A 21,789-nucleotide genomic window follows, 5' to 3' on the forward strand; every position below is an offset into this window, starting at 1 on the left:
GATGCACGTTAGAGGGGAGTTATTAAGGCCAGCTTAGCGGCCTGATCCACCTATTGATCTCGCGGAACCCTACACCCCAAAACGTTGTTCACGGTATCAAGTTCATCCATTCTACGATTGAAGCAATCACGAAATTCCTGCACCGCTTCGCTTTGGTCATTTGCAGTTTTTGACAGAAAAAATATTTTCTTCATTAATGCTGCACGCTCTTGCTCGTCAGTTCTTGCCTTGCTCTCTGCAAAATAGGCGAAACCAAACAGACTGAGAAGCAACAGTCCAAATCCTGTAATTCGTACTGACTTAGTGATGCTACCCAGCATGAACCCAGATAAAGTGCCACCTGCCAAACCAATCAAGCCAAGGATCGTATCCATGCTCATTTTTGAAAACCCCTTGGTGATATATAATCATATATCGACAGCTTCCATTCGGATGCAAGTTTCAGGGCAATGAGTAAGCCACATTACCCGATAGATATAGACAAGCTTGAAAAAGGAAATGAGACCACATATCTTGCGACACATCGAGCAGTCAATCGCAACGTAACGCTAGGAAACACTAGCGACGGAGCCATTCGTAGAGAGGTGGGTTTTCCCATGACACTGCTCAGTGCCGTTTTCGAAGTTGCTCAATTTGTATTGGGTATAGTTGGAATTTATGTCGGCGTAAAAAGTATTCGTAGTGATACTCAAAAAGGACGATCACAGAAGTCTGATGAAGAGTCCCACAACAAATCCAAAGAAGACCCGTGACTGGCTTTTGATTATCGTCTCAGCTTGTCTGGTTCTAGAATCGCTTCACGACATCCTTGGTTGAAAAATAGCGATCAACACCGATAAGCGCTGTTATGAAATTTTAGCGCCAACCCTCAAGCAGCGGCTGCATTTCCAAAGATCAGCTCACTATGCTCAGCCATATAGATCCGGAGCCAAGGGGTGAATCTTTCAGGTTCCAGTGCCAATTCACGGCGCAAGACTTCGATTGAAATCCAGCGGGTTGCCATGACTTCGTCGGGGTTCACGGTAAACGCCATATCTTGGGACGCATGGGCGAGATAGACTTGCACCACCTCGTGCTCGATCAAGCCATCGCCCACATCGGCGCGGTATTCGACTTCGCCACGGTATTCATAGTTTAAGCCTGTGATCCCCAGCTCTTCGTTTACACGGCGATTGGCACAGACGTCGGGTGCCTCATCCCATTCGGGATGCGTGCAACAGGTGTTCGCCCACAAACCGGGCGTGTGGTATTTGCACAATGCGCGTTGCTGGATCAGGATGTGTTCGCCTGACACAACGAACACAGACACAGCCTTGTGCTTGAGCCCGCGTTCATGTGCGGCGAGTTTTTCGACAGGTTGAAGCGTGCCCTCAACCCAAGCTGGGATCATGATTTCCATCAGACACGTGTCGAAGAAATCATACGCGTCAGATGTGCGAGGTTTTTCAGACCGATTTTCAAATGTGCCATGGGCCGTGCCTTTACCAATCGTTTGTTCATATACGCCTCAAATGTGAGACGTTGAACATCTATATCATGGCAGAGCGAAACAAAACGCTCGCGGCGTTCATCAGAGCGGTAATAGGCGTTTTGCATCGCGCCCAGTACTTTGAACACGCTCTTATGCTCGCGCATGAAGAGTTTGCGCGCCAATTGCAGATCTTTCGCGCGGCCAGTTTTCAGGTATGCACTTGCTGCTGTTGCGGCTACGCGACCACCGACCATTGCATAATAAATACCTTCGCCTGAAGAGGGGGCCACGACGCCAGCGGCATCGCCTGCAAGCACAACATCTGTGCCATTGTCCCAACGATCCATAGGGCGTAGCGGAATGGGAGCGCCTTCACGGCGAATGGTTTTGCAATCTTGCAAACCGGACGCCACGCGCAAATCTGCTGTCGCTTGTTTGAGATCGACACCCTCAAGGCCGGTTCCCATGCCAACGCTTGCTGACTTACCATGTGGGAAGACCCAGCCGTAAAAATCGGGAGAAATTGCGCCATCATAGATCACATCGCAGCGCATGGGGCTGTAGGAGGCGTCGGTTTCAGGCGCTTCAATGATTTCATGATAGGCGATGACATATGGAATTTTATCGCCACCGGGGACTTCGGCCTTGGCCACTTTGGAGCGGGCGCCATCGGCGCCGATGATCATTTTGCACGCAAGCGCACGTTCTTCACCGCTTTCTTTGTCGCGATAAATCAGGTTCTTGGTTTCGCCGTCGCGTTCAAAGCGTAGATAGGTCCCAGTAAAGCGGTCCGCACCTGCTTTGGCGGCGCGTTCCCGCAAGAACACATCAAAATGTTCGCGATCAACCATGCCGACGTAGCCGTTTTCAATTGGGATATCGACTTGGCGTTGGGTTGGCGAAATCATGCGAGCGGTGTTGATGCGCGCTACGATTTGGCTGTCTGGAATGTGGAATTCTTCGATCAGACGTGGGGGCACGGCGCCGCCACACGGTTTGATCCGTCCTTCACGGTCGATCATTGCGACCTTGTGACCAGAGCGTGCGAGATCTTCTGCGGCAGTTGCGCCCGACGGGCCTCCACCAATGACAACAACATCATACATTGCTTATTCTCCCGGGACCATTGACGCGGCCGGAGCGGCCGATCTGTTTTCCATCACGCGCGCGGCCATCAGGGCAGCGGCGAGAAATAATAAAGCTTCAAACGCAAAGACGGAGCCAAAGGCAGGCCCGTCCGCGATAAAGCTGCGTGAAATATCAACCAAGGCGGCGCCAGTCAGGCCACCAAATCCAGCGGCAATCGCTTGGGATGCACCCCAAAGACCCATGCGCGTGCCTTCGCGTTGTGCACGCCCTTCAGAGGCAAGCGCCATCATCGAGCCAATTGCGGCGACAGCGAACATACCGTTGAAAAAGCCAAGCGCGATAACGAGCGATTGCAGACTGATCTGCGTCTGGGCAAACCCCGAAAGGGCGAGCATGATCAGCACGCCTGCCGACCCAAGGCAGCCCGCCATCACCCAAGCGCGCAGCGAGCCTTTTTTCAAACCAGTCGCAACGATACCAACGGTGAGCATCCCGATAAAGACACCGCCGTTTTGCATCCCGCTGAGGGATGTGGATTGCCCTGGCGTGAAGCCAAAGACGAGACCCGCGTATGGTTCAAGGATCAATTCTTGCATGAAATACGCGTTCATCGACAAGAATATGAAAAGTGTAAAGTTGCGTGTTTTCCGCTCACTCCAAACATCGCGCAGTCCTTCCATGAAGGGCGTGTGCGGTTCGGGAGTCGCCGCTGTAACACGGCGTTCGATGCCATAGATCGCAAGTGTGGTGAGAATAATTGCAGCTACTACGATGACACCTACAACGCTCAACAAACGTTGGGGTGAATAGGGATCAAGAAAAGAGCCAGCAAGACCAGCGGTGAGCGCGATGCCAAAAATCATCATGAGCCATGTGATTGTGGCGGCGGCGGCACGGCGATGTGGCGCAGTTGCGGTGGCCATCAGGGCAAGCAATGAGGTGCCTGAAGCACCGACGCCAATGCCGATCAGCGCGTAGGCAACCACAGATAACGCTAGTGCGAGACCGTAGCTTTGTGCGAAGAGCGTGACAGCGAAAGCAGCGCCAAAGCCGCCAAGTGCCAGCGCAATCATGCCCCCAATGATCCACTTTGTGCGATTACCACCGGTGTCAGAGGTAAAGCCCCAACGTGGCCGAGATAGCTGGATACCGTAGTGCAAACCAACCAGCATTCCGGGCAGGATTGCAGGAAGCGAGAATTCGACGACCATCAAGCGGTTGAGTGTTGAAGTTGTCAAAACAACAATTGCGCCAAGTGCCATTTGAACAAGGCCGAGACGGAAAATTTGTAGCCAAGATAGGGTCATCTTAAAGGCTCCTTAATGCGAAGGCGGCAATCATCATGCCGCTGACATAAAGCATGACGCCTGTGCCGTTGTACCACGGCGCGCGCCCTTTCGGGTCGCTCAGCAGAACGCGCATTGCCCAGACTTGCAGCGCTAGTGCGGCGGAAATGGCAATCGCGAAAATGGGTTTGTCCCAAAGGATGAGCAGGGCGATCACCAGCGCTTGCGGCACTGCCATAATCCAGCACGCTGCTTTTGCAGCGTGCTCGGGGCCAAGCGTGACGGGCAATGAATTAACACCCATCTGCCTATCGCCTTCGAGCGCCTTAAAATCGTTAAGCGTCATGATGCCATGCGCACCGATACCGTAGAGCAGCGCGATCACAACAATCTGCCAGCTTGGCGCACCTGCGCTCAGAACGGCGGCGCCAGTAAACCAAGGGAGACTTTCATAGCTTAGGCCGACAAGCCCAGGACCCCACCAACCAGAACGTTTCATCCGGAGAGGTTCAGCGGAATAGGCCCAAGCGGCAAGAACGCCAAGAATAGTCGCTCCAAACCCCCATGGACCAAGAAACCAACCCACAAACAGCGAAAGCGCGGACATGACAAGTGCGATCCAAAGCCCCCAACGACCGGGGATGCGGCCCGATGGGATCGGGCGATCGGGCTCGTTGATTGCATCTACGTGACGATCACACCAATCATTGGCAGCTTGGCTCATACCGCAGACAATTGGACCGGCGAGAATGATGCCAAGGATTACCAAACCCAGTTGCGAGCTAGGAGCCACGCCAGAGGCGATCACCCCGCACAAGTAGGCCCACATTGGTGGAAACCACGTGATCGGTTTGATAAGACGCAGCATTGCTGCTGGTTCAGGGAAGTCCCTTGTTGGAAGATTGGCTAGATCTGTCATAGTGTAACTTTAACCTTACACATGGCGAGTCGACAAGTGTAAAGTATAGTTTACATTACGTTCAATTTCAGGTGAACTTAGCGAATTCGGGGGAAAATGACTTTTGTTTTCACTTTGATATTTGTTAATTGAGGCCCGATATGTAATGAACAGCGCCCGAGCCCTTTCCTTTTAAAGGACGAGCGCTACATCTTTGGTCCTAACTACAGGGAAATACAGCATGAAACTTTTTAGTATCCTCACCCTTGGTCTTGGCCTCGCGGCGGCACCACTTTTGGCAGACGGCCATGCGTCAGGCGACGCTGAAGCTGGCGAGAAAGTGTTCAACAAATGCAAAGCCTGCCACATGATCGTGGGCGATGATGGCACTGAATACGTCAAAGGCAACAAGACAGGTCCAAACTTGTTCGGTCTTAACGAGCGTCAGCTTGGTTCCGTAGAAGGTTTTAAGTACGGCAAGTCCATCGTGGAGCTTGGCGAAACTGGTGTCGTATGGAACGAAGCAGAATTCGTAGAGTATGTCGCAGATCCAAGAAAATATCTGCAGGCGAAGCTTGATGACAAGAAGGCACGCTCCAAGATGTCCTTCAAACTGCGCAAAGAAGAAGAAGCAGCAAACGTTTGGGCGTTTATTGTTTCTGCCGGCGCAGAGTAATTTTACTGCATAACTTTTGGGAAAGGCCTGCTAAGTTTAGCGGGCCTTTTTCTTTGGGCATTTGGTGAATTGAATAGAAAGCAAAGCAGTGCAAAAACGCGTTCTTCTTCTTGGCGCTACGGGAACCGCCGGTCAGGGTGCTGCACGTGCTTTGCTTGCTCAGGACTACGATTTAACCTGCGTTTTGCGCGATAGTGGTAAGACGAACACTCTGCCCGAGGGCGCAAAGCACATTATCGCGTCAATTGCTAATTTTGAGGGTGACCAAAAGCGCGTATTTGAAGATGAATCCTTTGATGTCGTCGTGTCCTGCCTTGCCTCACGCACGGGCGCGCCCAAGGACGCATGGGCGATTGATCATGCAGCGCAATTGAACGCGCTCTCACTGGCCAGATCGGTGGGGGCCAAGCACTTCGTTTTGTTGTCAGCTATCTGCGTTCAGAAGCCAAAACTTGCATTTCAATATGCCAAGCTTGCGTTTGAAGAAGCTTTGATTTCTTCTGGTCTCACCTACTCCATTGTGCGCCCGACAGCGTTTTTCAAATCGCTCTCCGGTCAGATTGAACGCGTGCGAAACGGCAAAGGGTTTTTGGTGTTTGGTGATGGCACGCTAACCTCCTGCACACCGCTCAGTGATGATGATTTAGGGCGTTTTCTTGCAAATTGTATCGCAGATGAAACCAAACATAATCAGATTTTACCCATTGGCGGGCACGGTCCTGCAATCACACCGATTGCACAAGCTGAAGAACTGGCGCGCCTGCTTGGTAAACCTGTGAAAATCAAACATGTGCCAGTTGCCTTGCTCGACGTGATTTATTGGGTGCTCAGAATTGGTGGGCTGCTTAGCAAAAAGTTGGCTGAAAATGCGGAACTCGCCCAGATTGGGCGCTATTATGCCACTGAATCAATGCTCGTTTGGAATGCAGAAACTGGCGCATATGATCGCGCACTGACGCCCTCAACAGGGACAGAGACGCTTTTTGAACACTATGCACAGTTGATAAAAGAAAACCACGCCGTGGAGCGCGGTGATCATTCTGTTTTCTGAAGCGTTGAGTGTTACGCGACAGCGTGTGCAATCGCGCATTGCTTCCATAGGGATGTCAAAGCAGCGACCAAGTGATCGATATCCGCGTCCGAGTGGAGCGGTGAGGGCGTAAAGCGCAAACGCTCCGTGCCTTTTGGAACTGTTGGATAGTTGATCGGCTGCACATAAATGCCCCACTCATCCATCAGATAATCGGCAAGCATCTTGGTCTTTACCGGATCCTTGATCATCACGGGAATGATGTGGCTGTCGTTCATCAAATGCGGGATGCCGGCACGGTCCAGCCCTGCGCGCAGCTTTGCGACCTGCTCACGCTGGCGCTGGCGTTCAATGTTAGACTCTTTTAGATGTGCAATCGATGTGCGCGCAGCTGCGGCAACTGCCGGGGGCAGAGCAGTTGTGAAGATAAATCCAGATGCGAAGCTTCGGATAAAGTCACAAAGCGCAACAGAGCCAGTGATGAAACCACCTACAACACCGTAAGCTTTGCCAAGTGTTCCCTCGATAAGCGTGATGCGATCCATCAAGCCTTCTTGCTCTGCAATACCGCCACCGCGCGGGCCATAAAGCCCAACAGCGTGAACTTCATCGAGATAGGTCATTGCGCCATATTTCTCAGCCACTTCAACAATCTCGCGGATCGGAGCAATATCGCCGTCCATAGAATAGACCGACTCAAACGCGATTATTTTAGGCGCATTTGCAGGGAGGGCTTGAAGCTTGGCTTCAAGGTCTGCGACGTCGTTGTGCTCCCAAATGACCTTTTGCGCGCGCGAATGACGGATGCCTTCGATCATAGACGCGTGATTGCCGGAATCGCTTAGGATGATGCAGTCCTTAAGGCGACTTCCAAGCGTGCTGAGCGCAGCCCAGTTTGACACGTAGCCAGAGGTAAACAAAAGCGCGGCTTCTTTGTTATGAAGATCAGCCAGCTCACGCTCGAGCAACAAGTGATCGTGATTGGTGCCCGAAATGTTGCGTGTGCCGCCCGCGCCTGTGCCCGTGCGCTTCACAGCTTCGCACATTGCATCAATCACAACCTGATTTTGACCCATGCCCAAATAGTCATTTGAACACCAAACCGTCACATCGCGCACTTCGCCATTTTGGTGATTGCCAGCGCGTGGAAATTTACCACAACTGCGTTCAAGCTCGGCAAAAACACGGTAGTTGCCTTCGTCTTTCAACGTGTCGAGCTGGTCTTGGAATAGTGCATCAAAGTTCATGGGACTGTCCTGTCTTAGAGGTCGTAGGCAGCGAAGGAAGCATCCAGCGCCATAGTTTCGCATCTGGTAACGGGATAACCATCAACCAATGCTCTAAAGTGGCCAAAGCAGATAGCGCAAGGAGTAGGGCAAAGCCCACAAGCGCCGGTGTTGTTTCAGCAGTGAATAGGCGCTCAGCAAAGCACGCAGTTGCGAAGCTGAGAAACGTAACGCCAAGCACGAATGCGATCGTGACATTGCCTTGGCGAAAGTAGCTTTTGAGGTGCTCAAGCGGCTTTGGCACGAATTCCGTGTTGATCCGTGGCACGCCGAAGAAAAGGTTAAGCTTTGCCGAAATGCGGGCTGCAAAAAGCGTAAGATACGCCCAAAACCCGAAGGTATTTTCAGAGCCAATGGTCGCAACCGTGACAATGAGCATCCCGATGAGCAACAGCAACTCATGATAGGAAAGCGTATGCCATGCCCGCACAAAACGTGCCCACCCCTGCAAATGCTCAGGGCAGGGTGCGCGCTCTGGCCCTGTGATGATCCCGGAGAGGAACGCAAGTTCGATCCAACCCCAAACAAGCAGCACCGAGAGGAAGGACACATAGACATTTGCAACGTTCAACGTGTTAGCAGACAGGACCAAGCCTGCAGTGCCAAGCGCGAAGAGCGGTACAGACAGCACGACATTTCTACCATGCGCCGCGCCACCAAATTTGTCCGCCCTGCGCACAACAAGCAATATGATCCCGGTGAAGAACCACCAGGAAAATATCGCCAAAAGCGCTGCTATCCAGGGCGAGCTGAGCATTAGTAGGCGGGCTCCATACGAGGGCTGACAGGCACCTCATTCTTGATTGCAGGGATCGTAAAGATCGACACGAACGCAACCGCTGCTTTCGCCATACCGCCAACACGGCTCACAAATCCAAGCACACCGCCGCGCTTTTTCGCAGCAGCCACTTGACGCGACGCCGCTTCCATACGGTCCAGATTTGGACGCCAGCGCGGGTGATCAATGTCCAAAGTCATCGGGAAGACCTGCTTGGAAATCTCTGACGTCTTGCGGAACACTTCTTGACCATACCATGTCACATCCACACCAAGCGCTTCATGGAACAAGGGACGCTGATGATCACGCACCCACATCGTTGAATAGACGGCCGTCAGGAAGAATTTGATCCAGAGCTTGTTCATCCAAGTTTCTGTCAGCTTCGCATCTGTCTTCAACAACAAGGCGAACGCTTCACCATGTGAGAACTCGTCGTTGCACCACTCACGGAACCACTTGAAGATCGGGTGGAACATCAGCTCTGGGTTCTTTTCCAGATGGCGATAGATCGTGATGTAGCGCGCATAGCCGATTTTTTCAGACAGATAAGTTGCATAATAAATGAACTTCGGGCGGAAGTAGGTGTACTTCTTTTGCTGGGTCAGAAAGCCAAGGTTCACGCGAATACCCGCTTCGCGCAGGGCATCGTTGATGAAACCCGCATGGCGTGCTTCGTCGCGCGCCATAAGTTGAAAGAGCGTGGTGATGTCCTCGTTAGAGCCACGGCGCTTCATTTCCTTATAAAGCACACAGCCAGAGAATTCGGCGGTACAGGATGAAATCAAAAAATCGATGAACTCAGCTTTCAGCGCAGGGTCCATTCCGTCCCAATCTGCTTCCCACTCATCGGTCTTTTTGAAGTGACCTTTGTTTGGGTCCGACTTCATCTGGTTGATCAAAACATCCCATTCATCGCGTATGGAAGACACATCAATTGCATCCATTTCGTCAAAATCGGTCGTGTAAAAGCGTGGCGTCAAAAGCGTATTTTGCATCGCAACTTCCGTCGCCTTTTCAGACGTCATCGGATCTGCGTTATCAAGCGCGTCCTGAGCTGCGATGGCTTCTTCTGCGGTATTAGCAAATGCGGAGTGTACAGGAGCGTTCATGAGAGCACCTCTTCAGAAAAGGAAAATTCGCAGAGTTCCATGAACTCGAAATCGCCAGTGGCGCGGGTCCAAAGTTGTTCCAGCTTAGAGGCGCGCGTGATCGTTGCGATACGCTCTTCCTCAACCAGTTCACCATATGCAGCCAGAATTTCTGGCCCTTGCACTTGCACGCTATCACCGGGGTTCACGACAGCCCCGTTGTTGAATTTCACATGTGCTGACAGCTCTTCAAAGCGGTGCGAGATTGTCACCGTGCACGGTGCGGTTTCCTTTGATCTTGTGATAAGTCCCATTTTAAGTGTCCCTTTAAGTAAATTTTCAATCAAGCAGCTTGGCGAAAGCCGCAACATTGTCTTTTCCGTAACCGATCAGTTCGATCTTCCAATCAGTGGTATCGTCGAGTATCCCGACATTTCCGTTTTCACGCAGTACCACGCGTACAGGTGCGTCAGATGATGCATCTTGCACCAAACGCTCACGCGTTACGGCAACCCAGATTACGTCAATAAAGCCCTTCTTCGCATCGGTGGAATGCGCAAGCAGGCTACCTGCGGTATCATAGACACCAACACCTTCACTACGCGAGCCTTTTAGCGTGACGCTGACTTCTTTTACGATGTCGCTATGGGCAACAACCGATGTTACTTCGCGGCCCGTGAAACGTGCGGCGCCCACCAGCAACAGGCTCGCAGCCATCAAGGTAAACATTGCGACAACAAGAAACTTTGGGACCATTTCGCGGTCCCGATGTTTCATTTGATTAGAAAGTGCATTGAAAGAGGCCATCAGACTTACTCCGCTGCAATGCCATCGGTGCCAAGATCTAGGGTCTCAGTACGTGTGACTTGTGGTTGAGAGACGCGTGTTTCAGCGGCTTCTGCGAAAATGGCGGCAACTTTGGCGACCTCGGGAATAGCACGCAACGCGGGTTGTGTGCGGCGCATGTGCCAAGGACGAACATGGGGCCATGTCATGAGATATGACAGACGTGTGTCACCGATCAGTTCTAAATTGATTGTGCCCATTCCGTTAGAACGCACAGCGGCCTGAGCATTGCCGATGCAGACGTAGGGCAGATTCAACGTCATCGTCAAAGCCGCGCCAATCCGCATGCACACACGCTTATTAGTGAGCGTGTAGATCGTGCTGCGCGCTTGCACTTTCGCAATCATGTAAATCAACAGTGCCACAACGATACCCGCAAGCACGAATGGAACACCGTGCAAAAGGGCAGTGGTGAAAGGAACATCCGCAGAGGATACGCCAACACGCCAAATCGTCAGAAAGACGAAATAGCCGATCACCCAGTTGAGCGCCCATGCGTCTTTTGCAAGACGCAGAGCATTGGGGCTGCCTTGCCACAGGATCTCTTCATCCTTTGGCAAGTCTTCAGGTAAGCCCCTGACAGGTTCGAAATTAAAGTCATCATGGTGCATTTTAGTGTCCCTCGAATGTTATTGCCGGACCCTGGCGAAAAGCCCGGCAATTATTTTTACAGAAGTGGCTCAGAACGGGACGGATCTGCATAAAGCGTACCGCCGCCGTAATAGGCCATGATCTTTTCCTCTTCCAAAAGCGTGATTTGCTCATCGCTTTTGATGCCTGGAACGTCTGCGAAATGTGCACCGTAAAGCGAACGTACTTTAACGTGATCGCCTTTGATGCGGCAGAAGTTGATAGGCAGCAGACGCGTCTGGCCCGATCCTTCAGGGTTCAAATCAATCGTAAGGAAACGTACCAATTGCTCAGGCACGTCCACCCACATATCGATGCAGCGACCGATGATTTCACCGTCACCAGCCATCACAACCAAACCACGCGGGTCACGACCTGCGGAGAACGCGAAGTCTGGCAGTTTAGAAAGTGGCTTGATCTTAACGTGACCGTGCGCATCAAGTTCAGGATGATCATGGCGTGGTGCCCATGCGCCTGGACCAACACCATCAAGCATTGGATTGCCCGTTGGAATATAAGGCGAGCCAGCAGCGCGCGATGATTGCTCAAGCGCAAGATCATCACGATCGCCACGCTGACCTGATGGAACCGTCAACTCACCGCGACCCTCGGACAGAATAAATGTTTTGTCTTTAGGAACAGGGAACGGACCTTGGTTAGGTGCTGCGTTGCCTTCTTCGTCTTGCAAAGGATATCCTTCGCGCATGTTTTCAGTCTGAAGGTAAAATACCAACAGAGCGAAAAAGATCCAAAACATCCAAATCGCGGCGCTCGCGAGATCAAAGTTTCCAAAAAATTCAGTGCCAACCATAGTCGCCTCCTATGCGGTCATGTGGGAAAATCAGACAGCTCAAGGCTGCGTGTTTCTGATGCGTGAAGTCCCTTGGCTCGCACGAGCGGACCAAGAGCGATGAGAGTGATGAAAAGCAGCCCGATTTCGAGCTGATAAACGACGGAATATCCAACGGATGGAGAGGTCAGTGCGCTGCCAAGAGCACCGCTTTGACCTGCGGTGTTTACAAGATCGCGGATTGCACCGCCGATGAAGATTGAAAGACCAGCGCCGGTCGCTTGAGCCGCGCCCCAGACACCAAGTGCAAGTCCACGACCTGCCGCGCCTTTGACTTCGATAGTCATCGCAGCAGTCAGAGTTGCAACCGCAAAAAGTCCGCCGCCAAGCCCGATCAGTGCTGCCCCGATGAAGAAAAGCACAGGGGAGGACAGCGGCGCCGACAAAAGCACAGCGCTAAACGCAGCAATCCCAATAATGACTCCACGGCCGCCCATTCGAAACGGGTCAATCCCTTGAGACAACCAACGCGCCGCGAGGCCAAAACCAAGAAGCGCACCGCCCGCCCACATCGCTGTAAGCAAAGTGGTGGACGATACAGACAGTCCAAGAATCTCGCCGCCATAAGGCTCTAGCAAAACGTCCTGCATGTTAAACGCCATCGTACCAATAAAGATCGTCACAATCAGACGCACAACGCTGCTGTCTTGCGTAAAGTCAGACCAGGCCACGCTAAACGCAGGCTTAGGCGCGCTGCGTTCTGCGGTGCTCATAGGCGAGAGTTTTTCTTGCTTCCAAAGCGCGATCACATTCAGAACCAGCGTCATCACAGCAGCGCCTTGAACGACTTGAACCAGCAAAAGCGAAGAATAGTCGCGCAAGAGCGTACCAATGATCAGGGCAGAGAAACCCATCCCGAGCAGATACATCACATAAAGAAGCGAAACGACTTTGGCGCGTGTTTCCTCAGATGCACGATCCGCCGCCAAAGCAAGACCCGCGGTTTGCGTCATATGCATGCCAAGACCTGTCAGCAGAAACGCCAGCGCCGCTGCAACTTGGCCAAACATGCCCACGTCCACCGCAGTGTCGCCTGCGAGAACCAACAGCGCCATCGGCATAATTGCAAGACCGCCAAACTGCCAGATGGTACCAAACCAAAGATATGGTACGCGCTTCCAACCAATCGCAGAGCGATAGTTGTCAGACTTGAAGCCGAGAAGCGCCCGGAACGGCGCAATCAAGACCGGAATCGCAATCATCAAAGCAACGATCATCGCAGGCACAGACAACTCAACAATCATCACGCGGTTAAGCGTGCCCAAAAGCATCACCGCCGCCATGCCCACAGAAATTTGGAACAACGACAGACGCAAAAGCTGCATAAGGGGCAAGCCCTCGCTCGCGGCGTCCGCAAACGGCAACATCTTGAGTGTCATATTCTTGACGATGTTCTTGCTCGCGATCATGCGCGGAACTCCAGCGCTTGACTGATGTAAAAGCCTGATGAGACGCGTTCGATCTCGCGAATTTTGCCTTTGGTCGCAGCCGCAATTTTATACGACTGATGAGGGATCATTGTTGGTGAGCGATCTGCGCGCGGAAATAGTTTCCCAACGCGCCACATTGCCATCAAAAGAGGTGTGCGTGGCGCAACGGTGAAGACCATGTTGTTGTTCAGACGCGGTGCAATCTCATTCAGGATCCGACCAATGTCATCCGCTGTGTAATAGATCAGGCTGTCCATCGCGACGATATGGTCAAAACCGCCAAGGCGCTTATCTAGCATATCACCGGCAGAAAACGTAAGGGACCCGCGCACGCGATCCGGACGACGCTTGTTCGCGATGTCCACAAGCTGCGGAGAAATATCAACGCCAACAACATCCGCGCCGCGCTTGGCCAATTCAAATGCCAAAGCACCTGTGCCACAACCCGCATCCAAAATGCGCGCGCCGCGCAGATCTTCGGGGAGCTGCGCAATCAACACATCGCGCATACGGTCACGACCCGCGCGCACGGTCGCGCGAATGCCCGACACAGGCGCATCTGATGTCAGCTGCTCCCATGTGCGGGTCGCGGTCTTGTCGAAATAGGTTTCGACGCGCGTGCGTGTGGCTTCATAGCTCATCTTTAGTCGAACCCAAGCAACTCGAAGATTTCACGATCAGGAAGGGGATCGGGCGCAAGTGGCAGCGTGCCGTTATAAAGCGTCTCTGCGAGGCGGATGTATTCCTTGCGCACCTGTACGATGTCTTCTTCGTCAGGCATTTCGAACAACGTCTTTTTCTTCAGACGTGAGCGGCGGATTGCATCAAGGTCTGGCATGTGCGCAATGCGGCTGAAGCCAACGGTGTCACAGTAACGATCGACCTCATCCGTGTCTTTGGAGCGGTTCGCAACACAGCCGGCCAAACGCACTTTGTAGTTTTTCGACTTCGCCTGAACCGCCGCAATAATCCGGTTCATCGCGTAGATGGAATCGAAATCATTCGCCGTCACAATCAATGCACGATCCGCGTGCTGCAAGGGGGCTGCAAAGCCGCCACAAACAACGTCGCCGAGCACGTCGAAGATCACAACGTCCGTGTCTTCAAGCATATGGTGTTGCTTGAGCAGTTTGACCGTCTGGCCAACCACATAACCGCCACAGCCCGTACCCGCGGGCGGACCACCAGCTTCGACGCATTTCACGCCGTTGTAGCCTTCTGCCACATAATCTTCGGGGCGCAGCTCTTCGGCGTGAAAATCAACGCTTTTCAGGATGTCGATCACAGTGGGCTGCAGGCGGCCCGTCAGCGTGAATGTGCTGTCGTGCTTTGGATCACAACCGATCTGCAAGACGCGGTGACCGAGCTTGGAAAAGGCCGCAGACAGGTTCGACGAAGTCGTCGATTTACCAATTCCGCCTTTACCGTAAACGCTGAAAACCTTCGCGCCTTCGATCTTTGAACTTTCGTCCTGATGGACCTGAACAGATCCTTCACCGTCCCCACCGAGGTTGGGAATGCTTCTATCAAGTGGGCTCATGAGTTTAGTCCCTTTCCAATAATTTGGGTCATTCGGCTGCAATGCCCTCTAATCTGTCTTCTATGGCGTCAGCGGCGTTTTGAAGCGCTTCCAACGTGTCTGAGTCTGGTGTCCAGTAGTCACGATCCGAAGCTTCCAGCAGGCGGTTCGCCATGCGCATCGAGGCTTGCGGGTTCAAATCAGCCAGACGCTTGCGCATTGCATCATCGAGTACGAAAGTTTCTGACAACTCTTGGTAAATCCAAGGATCAACCTTGCCTGTCGTCGCAGACCAACCAACGGTGTTGGTGATATGCGCTTCGATCTGGCGCACGCCTTCATGACCGTGCTTCAGAAGGGGTTCGTAAAATTTCGGGTTCAAACTGCGCGCACGGGTTTCAAGCGAAACCTGCTCTTGCAAGCTGCGCACCTTGGCACCGCCACGTGTTTGGTCCCCAATGTAGACAGGCGTCTCAGCGCCATTCTTCGCGCGCTTCACCGCCGCAGCAATGCCGCCAAGCGTGTCAAAATAGTGATCAACCGATGTGACACCCAGCTCGACCGACTCCAAGTTTTGATAAGCAAGTTCCACATTGGATAGCGTATCTTGCAGCAGTTCAGCTTGTTTGGAAGCTTCGCCATCAGTGCCATAAGCAAAGCTCTTGCGAGACTGATAGGCATCCGCCAAATCACTGTCATCTTCAAAAGCAGAGCTATCAACAAGCTGGTTCACGTTTGAGCCATAAGCCCCCTCAGCATTGGAGAACACTCGCAGAGCAGCGGTCTGCATATCGCAGCCATTTTTTTCCATAAACGCCAGCGCATGGGCGCGGATCGGGTTCATGTCTAAAGGCTCATCTGCGTTCGCACACTTAAGCGCAGCATCAGCCAACAGCTTTGTCTGCAAAGGCAGCAAGTCGCGGAAAATACCAGAGAGCGTCATCACCACGTCAATGCGTGCACGGCCAAGCGTTTCAAGCGGGACAAGGTCAGCACCACAAAGGCGACCATGACTATCAAAGCGCGGGTTCGCCCCCATCAGTGCAAGCGCTTGCGCAATCGGGCCACCGTTGGATTTAATATTGTCAGACCCCCACAAAACCAACGCCACAGTTTTTGGCAAAGTCTCATGTGTTCTCAGAAGTTCCGCTGCTTGCAGCGCACCATCTTCCATCGCGTAAGCGGTAGGCATACGAAATGGATCAAACGCGTGAATGTTTCGCCCTGTTGGCAGAATATCAGGCGCACGGATAACGTCACCGCCCGCAACAGGCTTGATGAATTCGCCGTTCATCGCGCTCATCAAAGCTTTAAGTTCAACAGACGTTGCAAGATGCTTACGCGCCGTTTCGCGTGCCGCTTTAGAATCAAAACTCATCTGATCAAGCGTGTTTTGAACTGACTCCTCAGACAGCTCACGCCCCACGATGTGCAAGCCATCAGGGATCAAAGCATCTTCGGTTTCTAGCAGTTTCAACCACAGCGTGCCGAGATCGTCGCACTCAAGATGCACGGTGTCTGCTTGCGCACGGATCAGTTTTTCAAGCGCCTCGACGCCTTCATCATTAGGGTTCAGGCTGCGCCACTTCGTCAGGCTGTCTTTCAGATCTGCCAAACCACGGTAAAGCCCAGACGCCTGCAAAGGAGGCGTCAAATGGGTGATCGTTACAGCGTTTGTGCGCCGTTTCGCTAGCGTCGCCTCTGACGGATTATTCGCCGCGTAAAGATAAACATTTGGCATGTTGCCCATCAAGCGATCAGGCCAGTCATTACCGCCACATCCGTTTTGTTTACCAGGCATAAATTCTAGCGCGCCATGCATGCCGAAGTGCAACACAACATCAGCTTTCAGATCATGCTTTAGATACTGATAAAATGCGCTGAAGGCATGGGTCGGGGCAAAGCCGCGTTCAAAGAGCAAACGCATTGGATCGCCCTCATAGCCAAAGGTGGGCTGCACACCCACAAAGACGTTGCCAAAGTGCGCGCCAAGTACAAAAACTTCACGACCATTGGATTGCACACGACCAGGCGCTGCGCCCCACGCCGCTTCGATTTCATCGAGCCAAGGCGTGTTCGCAACAATCATATCCGCACTGACGCAAGCCGCAACATTGGCATCTTGGCCGTACGTTTGCGCATTGCCTTTAAGGACAACATCACGAAGGGCATCAACACTCGCAGGTGGCGTGAGGTCATAGCCCTGCGCCTTCATCTCGTGAAGCGTGTTAAACAAGCTCTCGAAGACGGACAAATACGCAGCGGTTCCGACAGCACCAGCATTTGGAGGGAAGCCAAACAACACGATGCCAACGGTCTTTTCAGAGTTTTTCTTACGGCGCAAAAGCGCAAGGCGCTCAGCCTTTTCGACCAAAGCATCAACGCGCTCAACACAAGGCGCCATCGCTTTCACGTCACCAATCGCAGCACATTTGTGCGCGCAGCCTGCGCAGCCCTCAGGTGCGTGGCGACCTGCGAAAACAGTCGGGTTTGTTGCGCCATCAATTTCTGGCAAAGCGACAAGCATGGTTGCTTCAATCGGGCTGAGACCTTGATCACCGCCGGACCATTGCGCGAGAGTTTGAAACTCTAGCGGTTGCGCCGCGACGTAGGGCACATCAAGCGCGCTCAGCGCATCAACCGCGCCAGTGCTGTCGTTATATGCGGGCCCACCCACTAGCGAGAAGCCCGTCAAAGACACAAGTGCGTCGATCTTGCCCAGGTAGTAAGCGTCGATCGCAGGGCGTCCATCAAGACCACCTGCAAAAGCCGGAATAACACGCATGCCACGCGCTTCAAACGAGCGGATCACATGATCATAATGCGCCGTGTCCCCCGCAAGCACATAGCTGCGCAGCATGAGCAATCCGATGGTTGGCCCTGTGCCTTTAAGCGGTAAATCAGCAACGTCTGTTACGATATGGTGATCTGGCAGATCAGGATGATAGAGACCTGTCTCAGGATATTCGATTGGTTCATCAGCTTGAACACCGCGCCATTCTGGACGCGAAGAATAACGCGAAATCAGAAAACGCACAAGGCTTTCGACATTGTCGTCAGACCCACCAAGCCAATACTGCATGCTCAAGAACCAAGCGCGCAGATCCTGTGATTTGCCAGGGATCAGTTTCAGGATTTTGGGCAAGCGGCGCAACATCTTCATCTGACCCGCGCCAGAACCGCCAGACTTTTTCGACGGCTTAAGCTTTTTCAGCAACGCAATCGCGCCCGTTGCTGGCCGCATCATGTCGAGATCGCCCATCTTGGTCAGTTGAACAATCTCTTGATCTGCGATTACACCAACCATCGCATCGCACGCATCACGGCGCGCTTTGAGATCGGGCAGTATCATTTGGATGTGCTCTTCGAGGAAGATCACAGAGCTAACGACGATATCCGCGCTTGCGATATCTGCCTTGGCGGCGTCAAGCGCGGCTGTATCCTTGGCCCATTCCGCTGCAGCGTGTATCTTCAACTGCAACCCCGGAAAATCCATCGCCAAAGCTGGAGCAACCCGCGCAGCAGGTCCTGCCGCGTGGCGGTCCAACGTCACAAGAACGACGTTGTAGGGCTTATGCATTACATCATCGCGCAAAGTGGGCTTTGGCCTCATATAGGGTATCTACAGAAATTTGGTTAAGACCTTGCTCAACCGCATAGCTTTCTGTGTTGCGGCGTGCTTTGCCACGTACAAAGAACGGTATTTTCTTCAGCTCACGTTCAGCGTCTGACAACCAGATGACATTGTCATCAACATGCACTTCTTCGATCACAGGCGCGCTGGCCGCTTTCTTGGGCGAGTGTCCGCCATGATGGCTTGGACCCGCAGCATCGTTAAACTCAAAGTCCTCGCGGAACATGTGCAACAAATGCTCTTCCAGACCCATGACCAGCGGGTGGATCCACGTATCAAAGAGCACATTCGCGCCTTCAAACCCCATTTGCGGGGAGTAACGCGCGGGGAAGTCTTGCACGTGAACAGGCGCAGAAATGACCGCGCAGGGAATGCCAAGGCGCTTGCCAATGTGACGTTCCATCTGCGTGCCAAGGATCATCTCCGGCTGCAGTTCTTCAATCGTCTTTTCAACCAGCAAATAATCGTCGGTGATCAACGCCTCAACGCCATACTCTTTCGCAGTCGCGCGCACATCGCGTGCCATTTCACGGTTATAGCAACCCATGCCAACAACTTCGAAACCCATCTCGTCGCGCGCAACACGTGCCGCGGCTTTGACGTGGGTGCCATCACCAAAGATGAACACACGTTTGCCCGTGAGGTAGGTGCTATCGACAGAACGTGACCACCATGTTTGGCGAAGACGATCTGAATCAATCTCATTGGTAGAGCCGCTCAACTGACGGATTTCTTCGATGAAGTCCCACGTCGCTCCAGCACCGATAGGAATGGTCTTGGTATAAGGTTGCGCAAACGCGCGCTCGCAATGACGCGCGGCCATTTCGCCAGTTTCAGGGTAAAGCAGCACGTTAAAATGCGCTTGTCCCATCTTGGCGATATCACTCGGCGTCGCGCCCATGGGTGCGCAAACGTTCACTTCGATACCGAGTTCGTAAAGCAGGTTAGTGATCTCAGCCACATCATCGCGGTGACGAAAGCCAAGAGCTGTCGCGCCGATGATATTGCAGCTCACGCGTTCTGTCTTTTCCATCGGCTTGGCGAGGTGTTTTACGATCTGGAAGAACGTCTCATCCGCACCGAAATTCTCTTTGCGTTGATAGCTTGGCAATTCCAAAGGAATGACAGGGATGTCAAGACCCATGGTTTCGGCCAAACCACCGGGGTCGTCTTGAATCAGCTCGGCTGTGCAGGAGGCACCAACGATGATCGCTTCAGGCTTGAAACGGTCATAAGCATCTTGGCACGCGTCTTTGAACAGACCAGCAGTATCCGCACCCAGATCACGCGCTTGGAAGGTTGTATAGGTAACAGGCGGGCGATGATCCCGGCGCTCGATCATAGTGAAGAGCAGGTCCGCATAAGTGTCGCCTTGGGGCGCATGCAAAACGTAGTGCAGACCTTTCATCCCAGTCGCAACGCGCATCGCGCCAACATGGGGTGGGCCCTCGTATGTCCAGACAGTGAGCTTCATTCTGCAGCTACTCCAAGGATTGACTTGCGACGCAGGGGCCGCGCGAAGAGGGAGGCGAGATCGCCCGCCTGCTCGTAGAAATGCACAGGGGTGAAGACCAATTCGATCGCCCATTTGGTGCTGAGACCTTCAGCCTCTAACGGATTGGCCAAACCCAAACCACAAACTGTCAAATCAGGGCGCGCTTCACGGCAACGATCAAGTTGCAAGTCTACATCTTGCCCTTCGGAAATCTGTGGACCTGCTGGGAGAAGATCAAGATCAGGGCCATGTAAGGCGTCATGAATATAGGGCATGCCTACTTCGATCGCGCTCATCCCGCACTCACGGGTTAGAAAGCGTGCGAGAGGAATTTCAAGTTGGCTGTCTGGGAAGAAAAACACAGACTTGCCGCCAAGTGTTTCAGCTGCTTGCGCCACAGCTTGGCGTGCACGACGACGGGGCGCTTCTGTTGTTTTCTCAAACACGTCATCCGCGACATCAAATTCATCTGCAATCGCTGCGAGCCATGCTGTCGTGCCTTCTTCCCCAAGCGGGAAAGGCGCTGCGAGATGACGCGCGCCACGACGCACAAGCGCAGCATGGGTTTCGCCAAGGAAAGGCTGCGTTAAAGCAAAGACCGTGTTCGGACCAATTTGTACATCCGCATCAATCGTACGCGCTGGCAAGACTTGAACGTTCTCAATACCAAGGCCGTCAAGCAAACCAAGCATTTGATCCTCAACCACATCAGGAAGAGCACCAACAACAACCAGATTGCGCGCTTCAGTCTTAGGCAGAACAGGGACCATCGCCGCCAAACAAGCATCTTCACCTTGTGTGAAGGTCGTCTCGATCCCGGAACCGGAATACTCAAGCACACGCACCTTTGGCGCATAAGCTTGGGTCAAACGCTCCGCTGCGCGATTAAGGTCAAGCTTGATCACTTCCGACGGGCAAGATCCGACTAGGAAAAGCTGGCGAATATCAGGACGACGCGCCAACAAAGTCTCAACTTCACGGTCCAACTCAGCATGCGCATCGTTCAAACCCGCAAGATCTGATTCTTCGAGAATCGCCGTGCCGAATCGCGGTTCGGCGAAAATCATCACGCCAGCCGCGCTCTGCAACAGATGCGCACAGGTGCGAGAGCCGACCACCAAAAAGAATGCATCCTGCATTTTACGGTGTAACCAAATGATTCCCGTGAGACCACAAAATACTTCGCGTTGGCCACGTTGCTTCAGGACCGGTGCAGAGCGGCAGCCACCTGCGATTGGAGGGCGGGATTGATCGGTCATGCGGCGAGCTCCGATTGAAGGCGCGCGGCGCGCAATTTCCACAGGAATTGACCTGCGTTGACAACGTAAGTGGCATAGGCGGCTAGCACGATAACGATCAGCGCATCAGGCGAGATGCTGCCCGTCAAAAGGCCATATAAATAGAGGGTATGAAGCGCGATCACGACAAAGCTGAACACGTCTTCCCAAAAGAATGCAGGGGCAAAAAGCCACTGCCCAAAGACGACCTTTTCCCAGATCGCGCCAGTCACCATGATGAGGTACAAAAGGAACGTCTTTGCGATGATTGAAACAGTCGCAATCTCGTAGCCAGCGCCGTTCATGAGATAGCGCAAAACCAGCACCAACGAGACGAGAAAAACAGCAAATTGTAGCGGCGCAAGAACTGCCTGAACCGTGGTCCAAATACTCGCGTCACGGCGCACGCGCTGCTCAGGCGTATATAGCCCGACCTGCTGTTGCGATACATGTGATGCGTTTGTCATTGTGCCCCCTGAGGCGTCTTCAGTGTAAATAAAATTTGG

The 21,789-nt window shown here is 53.0% G+C and carries 22 protein-coding genes; 3 read left to right on the top strand and 19 right to left on the bottom strand.

Annotation, left to right across the window (positions count from 1 at the left end):
• Positions 1-50: 50 nt before the first annotated feature.
• Positions 51-380, bottom strand: coding sequence for a hypothetical protein (locus tag ACTG3Z_RS12415; RefSeq protein ID WP_439143380.1), 330 nt, complete (start codon positions 378-380; stop codon positions 51-53).
• A 69-nt stretch (positions 381-449) separates the two neighbouring features.
• On the opposite strand from ACTG3Z_RS12415, the gene ACTG3Z_RS12420 reads away from it, so the two are divergent.
• Positions 450-752: a hypothetical protein gene (locus tag ACTG3Z_RS12420; RefSeq protein WP_439143381.1), complete on the top strand. Its 303-nt coding sequence runs from the start codon at positions 450-452 to the stop codon at positions 750-752.
• Positions 753-868: 116 nt separating this feature from the next.
• Here the strand turns inward: ACTG3Z_RS12420 and idi are convergent, their stop codons facing one another.
• Genes idi through chlG form a run of 4 tightly spaced genes read right to left on the bottom strand, consistent with a single transcriptional unit; the run spans position 869 to position 4,765 of the window.
• Positions 869-1,399, bottom strand: coding sequence for an isopentenyl-diphosphate Delta-isomerase (gene idi, locus ACTG3Z_RS12425; protein ID WP_439143382.1), 531 nt, complete (start codon positions 1,397-1,399; stop codon positions 869-871).
• Entirely contained in the window at positions 1,399-2,577 is a 1,179-nt protein-coding gene (locus tag ACTG3Z_RS12430) for a geranylgeranyl diphosphate reductase (RefSeq protein ID WP_439143383.1), read from the bottom strand. Before ACTG3Z_RS12430 ends, idi begins: the two co-directional genes overlap by 1 nt.
• A 3-nt stretch (positions 2,578-2,580) precedes the next feature.
• A complete protein-coding gene (locus tag ACTG3Z_RS12435) occupies positions 2,581-3,867 on the bottom strand; it encodes a BCD family MFS transporter (RefSeq protein ID WP_439143384.1) in 1,287 nt (428 codons plus the stop codon).
• A gap of 1 nt (position 3,868) precedes the next feature.
• Positions 3,869-4,765, bottom strand: coding sequence for a chlorophyll synthase ChlG (gene chlG, locus ACTG3Z_RS12440; protein ID WP_439143385.1), 897 nt, complete (start codon positions 4,763-4,765; stop codon positions 3,869-3,871).
• A gap of 220 nt (positions 4,766-4,985) precedes the next feature.
• On the opposite strand from chlG, the gene ACTG3Z_RS12445 reads away from it, so the two are divergent.
• Positions 4,986-5,420 (top strand): c-type cytochrome, encoded by a 435-nt coding sequence (locus tag ACTG3Z_RS12445; RefSeq protein ID WP_439143386.1) that lies wholly within the window; start codon positions 4,986-4,988, stop codon positions 5,418-5,420.
• 88 nt (positions 5,421-5,508) lie between these two features.
• Entirely contained in the window at positions 5,509-6,471 is a 963-nt protein-coding gene (locus ACTG3Z_RS12450; protein WP_439143387.1) for an NAD(P)H-binding protein, read from the top strand.
• An 11-nt stretch (positions 6,472-6,482) separates the two neighbouring features.
• Here ACTG3Z_RS12450 and hemA read toward each other — a convergent pair whose 3' ends face one another.
• From hemA to bchF, 14 genes are read right to left on the bottom strand one after another with little or no spacing between them, the layout of a single operon-like run.
• Complete coding sequence (gene hemA / locus ACTG3Z_RS12455; protein WP_439143388.1) at positions 6,483-7,697, bottom strand: 5-aminolevulinate synthase; 1,215 nt, start codon at positions 7,695-7,697, stop codon at positions 6,483-6,485.
• Positions 7,687-8,493, bottom strand: coding sequence for a putative photosynthetic complex assembly protein PuhE (gene puhE, locus ACTG3Z_RS12460; RefSeq protein ID WP_439143389.1), 807 nt, complete (start codon positions 8,491-8,493; stop codon positions 7,687-7,689). The genes hemA and puhE overlap by 11 nt, the downstream gene beginning before the upstream one ends.
• Positions 8,493-9,623: a magnesium-protoporphyrin IX monomethyl ester (oxidative) cyclase gene (gene acsF / locus ACTG3Z_RS12465; protein ID WP_439143390.1), complete on the bottom strand. Its 1,131-nt coding sequence runs from the start codon at positions 9,621-9,623 to the stop codon at positions 8,493-8,495. The genes puhE and acsF overlap by 1 nt, the downstream gene beginning before the upstream one ends.
• The gene (locus tag ACTG3Z_RS12470) at positions 9,620-9,916 is read right to left on the bottom strand and encodes a hypothetical protein (protein WP_375264784.1); all 297 of its coding nucleotides are present in this window, start codon (positions 9,914-9,916) and stop codon (positions 9,620-9,622) included. The genes acsF and ACTG3Z_RS12470 overlap by 4 nt, the downstream gene beginning before the upstream one ends.
• Positions 9,917-9,941: 25 nt before the next feature.
• Positions 9,942-10,409: a photosynthetic complex assembly protein PuhC gene (gene puhC, locus ACTG3Z_RS12475; RefSeq protein ID WP_375264785.1), complete on the bottom strand. Its 468-nt coding sequence runs from the start codon at positions 10,407-10,409 to the stop codon at positions 9,942-9,944.
• Positions 10,410-10,414: 5 nt separating this feature from the next.
• Positions 10,415-11,059, bottom strand: coding sequence for a photosynthetic complex putative assembly protein PuhB (gene puhB / locus ACTG3Z_RS12480; RefSeq protein ID WP_439143391.1), 645 nt, complete (start codon positions 11,057-11,059; stop codon positions 10,415-10,417).
• Positions 11,060-11,115: 56 nt separating this feature from the next.
• Complete coding sequence (gene puhA, locus ACTG3Z_RS12485; protein WP_375264787.1) at positions 11,116-11,889, bottom strand: photosynthetic reaction center subunit H; 774 nt, start codon at positions 11,887-11,889, stop codon at positions 11,116-11,118.
• Between the two features lie 17 nt (positions 11,890-11,906).
• Positions 11,907-13,337, bottom strand: coding sequence for a PucC family protein (locus ACTG3Z_RS12490; protein WP_439143392.1), 1,431 nt, complete (start codon positions 13,335-13,337; stop codon positions 11,907-11,909).
• Positions 13,334-13,999 carry a magnesium protoporphyrin IX methyltransferase gene (gene bchM / locus ACTG3Z_RS12495; RefSeq protein ID WP_439143393.1) on the bottom strand — a complete coding sequence of 222 codons (666 nt, stop codon included), beginning with the start codon at positions 13,997-13,999 and terminating at the stop codon, positions 13,334-13,336. Before bchM ends, ACTG3Z_RS12490 begins: the two co-directional genes overlap by 4 nt.
• A 2-nt stretch (positions 14,000-14,001) precedes the next feature.
• Positions 14,002-14,898: a ferredoxin:protochlorophyllide reductase (ATP-dependent) iron-sulfur ATP-binding protein gene (bchL, locus tag ACTG3Z_RS12500; RefSeq protein WP_439143394.1), complete on the bottom strand. Its 897-nt coding sequence runs from the start codon at positions 14,896-14,898 to the stop codon at positions 14,002-14,004.
• 28 nt (positions 14,899-14,926) lie between these two features.
• Positions 14,927-18,457 carry a magnesium chelatase subunit H gene (locus ACTG3Z_RS12505; protein WP_439143395.1) on the bottom strand — a complete coding sequence of 1,177 codons (3,531 nt, stop codon included), beginning with the start codon at positions 18,455-18,457 and terminating at the stop codon, positions 14,927-14,929.
• Between the two features lie 4 nt (positions 18,458-18,461).
• On the bottom strand, positions 18,462-19,985 hold the full coding sequence (bchB, locus tag ACTG3Z_RS12510; RefSeq protein ID WP_439143396.1) for a ferredoxin:protochlorophyllide reductase (ATP-dependent) subunit B: 1,524 nt from the start codon (positions 19,983-19,985) through the stop codon (positions 18,462-18,464).
• Positions 19,982-21,265, bottom strand: coding sequence for a ferredoxin:protochlorophyllide reductase (ATP-dependent) subunit N (locus ACTG3Z_RS12515; protein WP_439143397.1), 1,284 nt, complete (start codon positions 21,263-21,265; stop codon positions 19,982-19,984). Before ACTG3Z_RS12515 ends, bchB begins: the two co-directional genes overlap by 4 nt.
• A complete protein-coding gene (gene bchF / locus ACTG3Z_RS12520; RefSeq protein WP_375265839.1) occupies positions 21,262-21,750 on the bottom strand; it encodes a 2-vinyl bacteriochlorophyllide hydratase in 489 nt (162 codons plus the stop codon). The genes ACTG3Z_RS12515 and bchF overlap by 4 nt, the downstream gene beginning before the upstream one ends.
• Positions 21,751-21,789 lie beyond the last annotated feature (39 nt).

It is taken from the genome of Planktotalea sp. (assembly GCF_965659345.1).
In the GTDB taxonomy this organism is placed as follows: Bacteria; Pseudomonadota; Alphaproteobacteria; order Rhodobacterales; family Rhodobacteraceae; genus Planktotalea.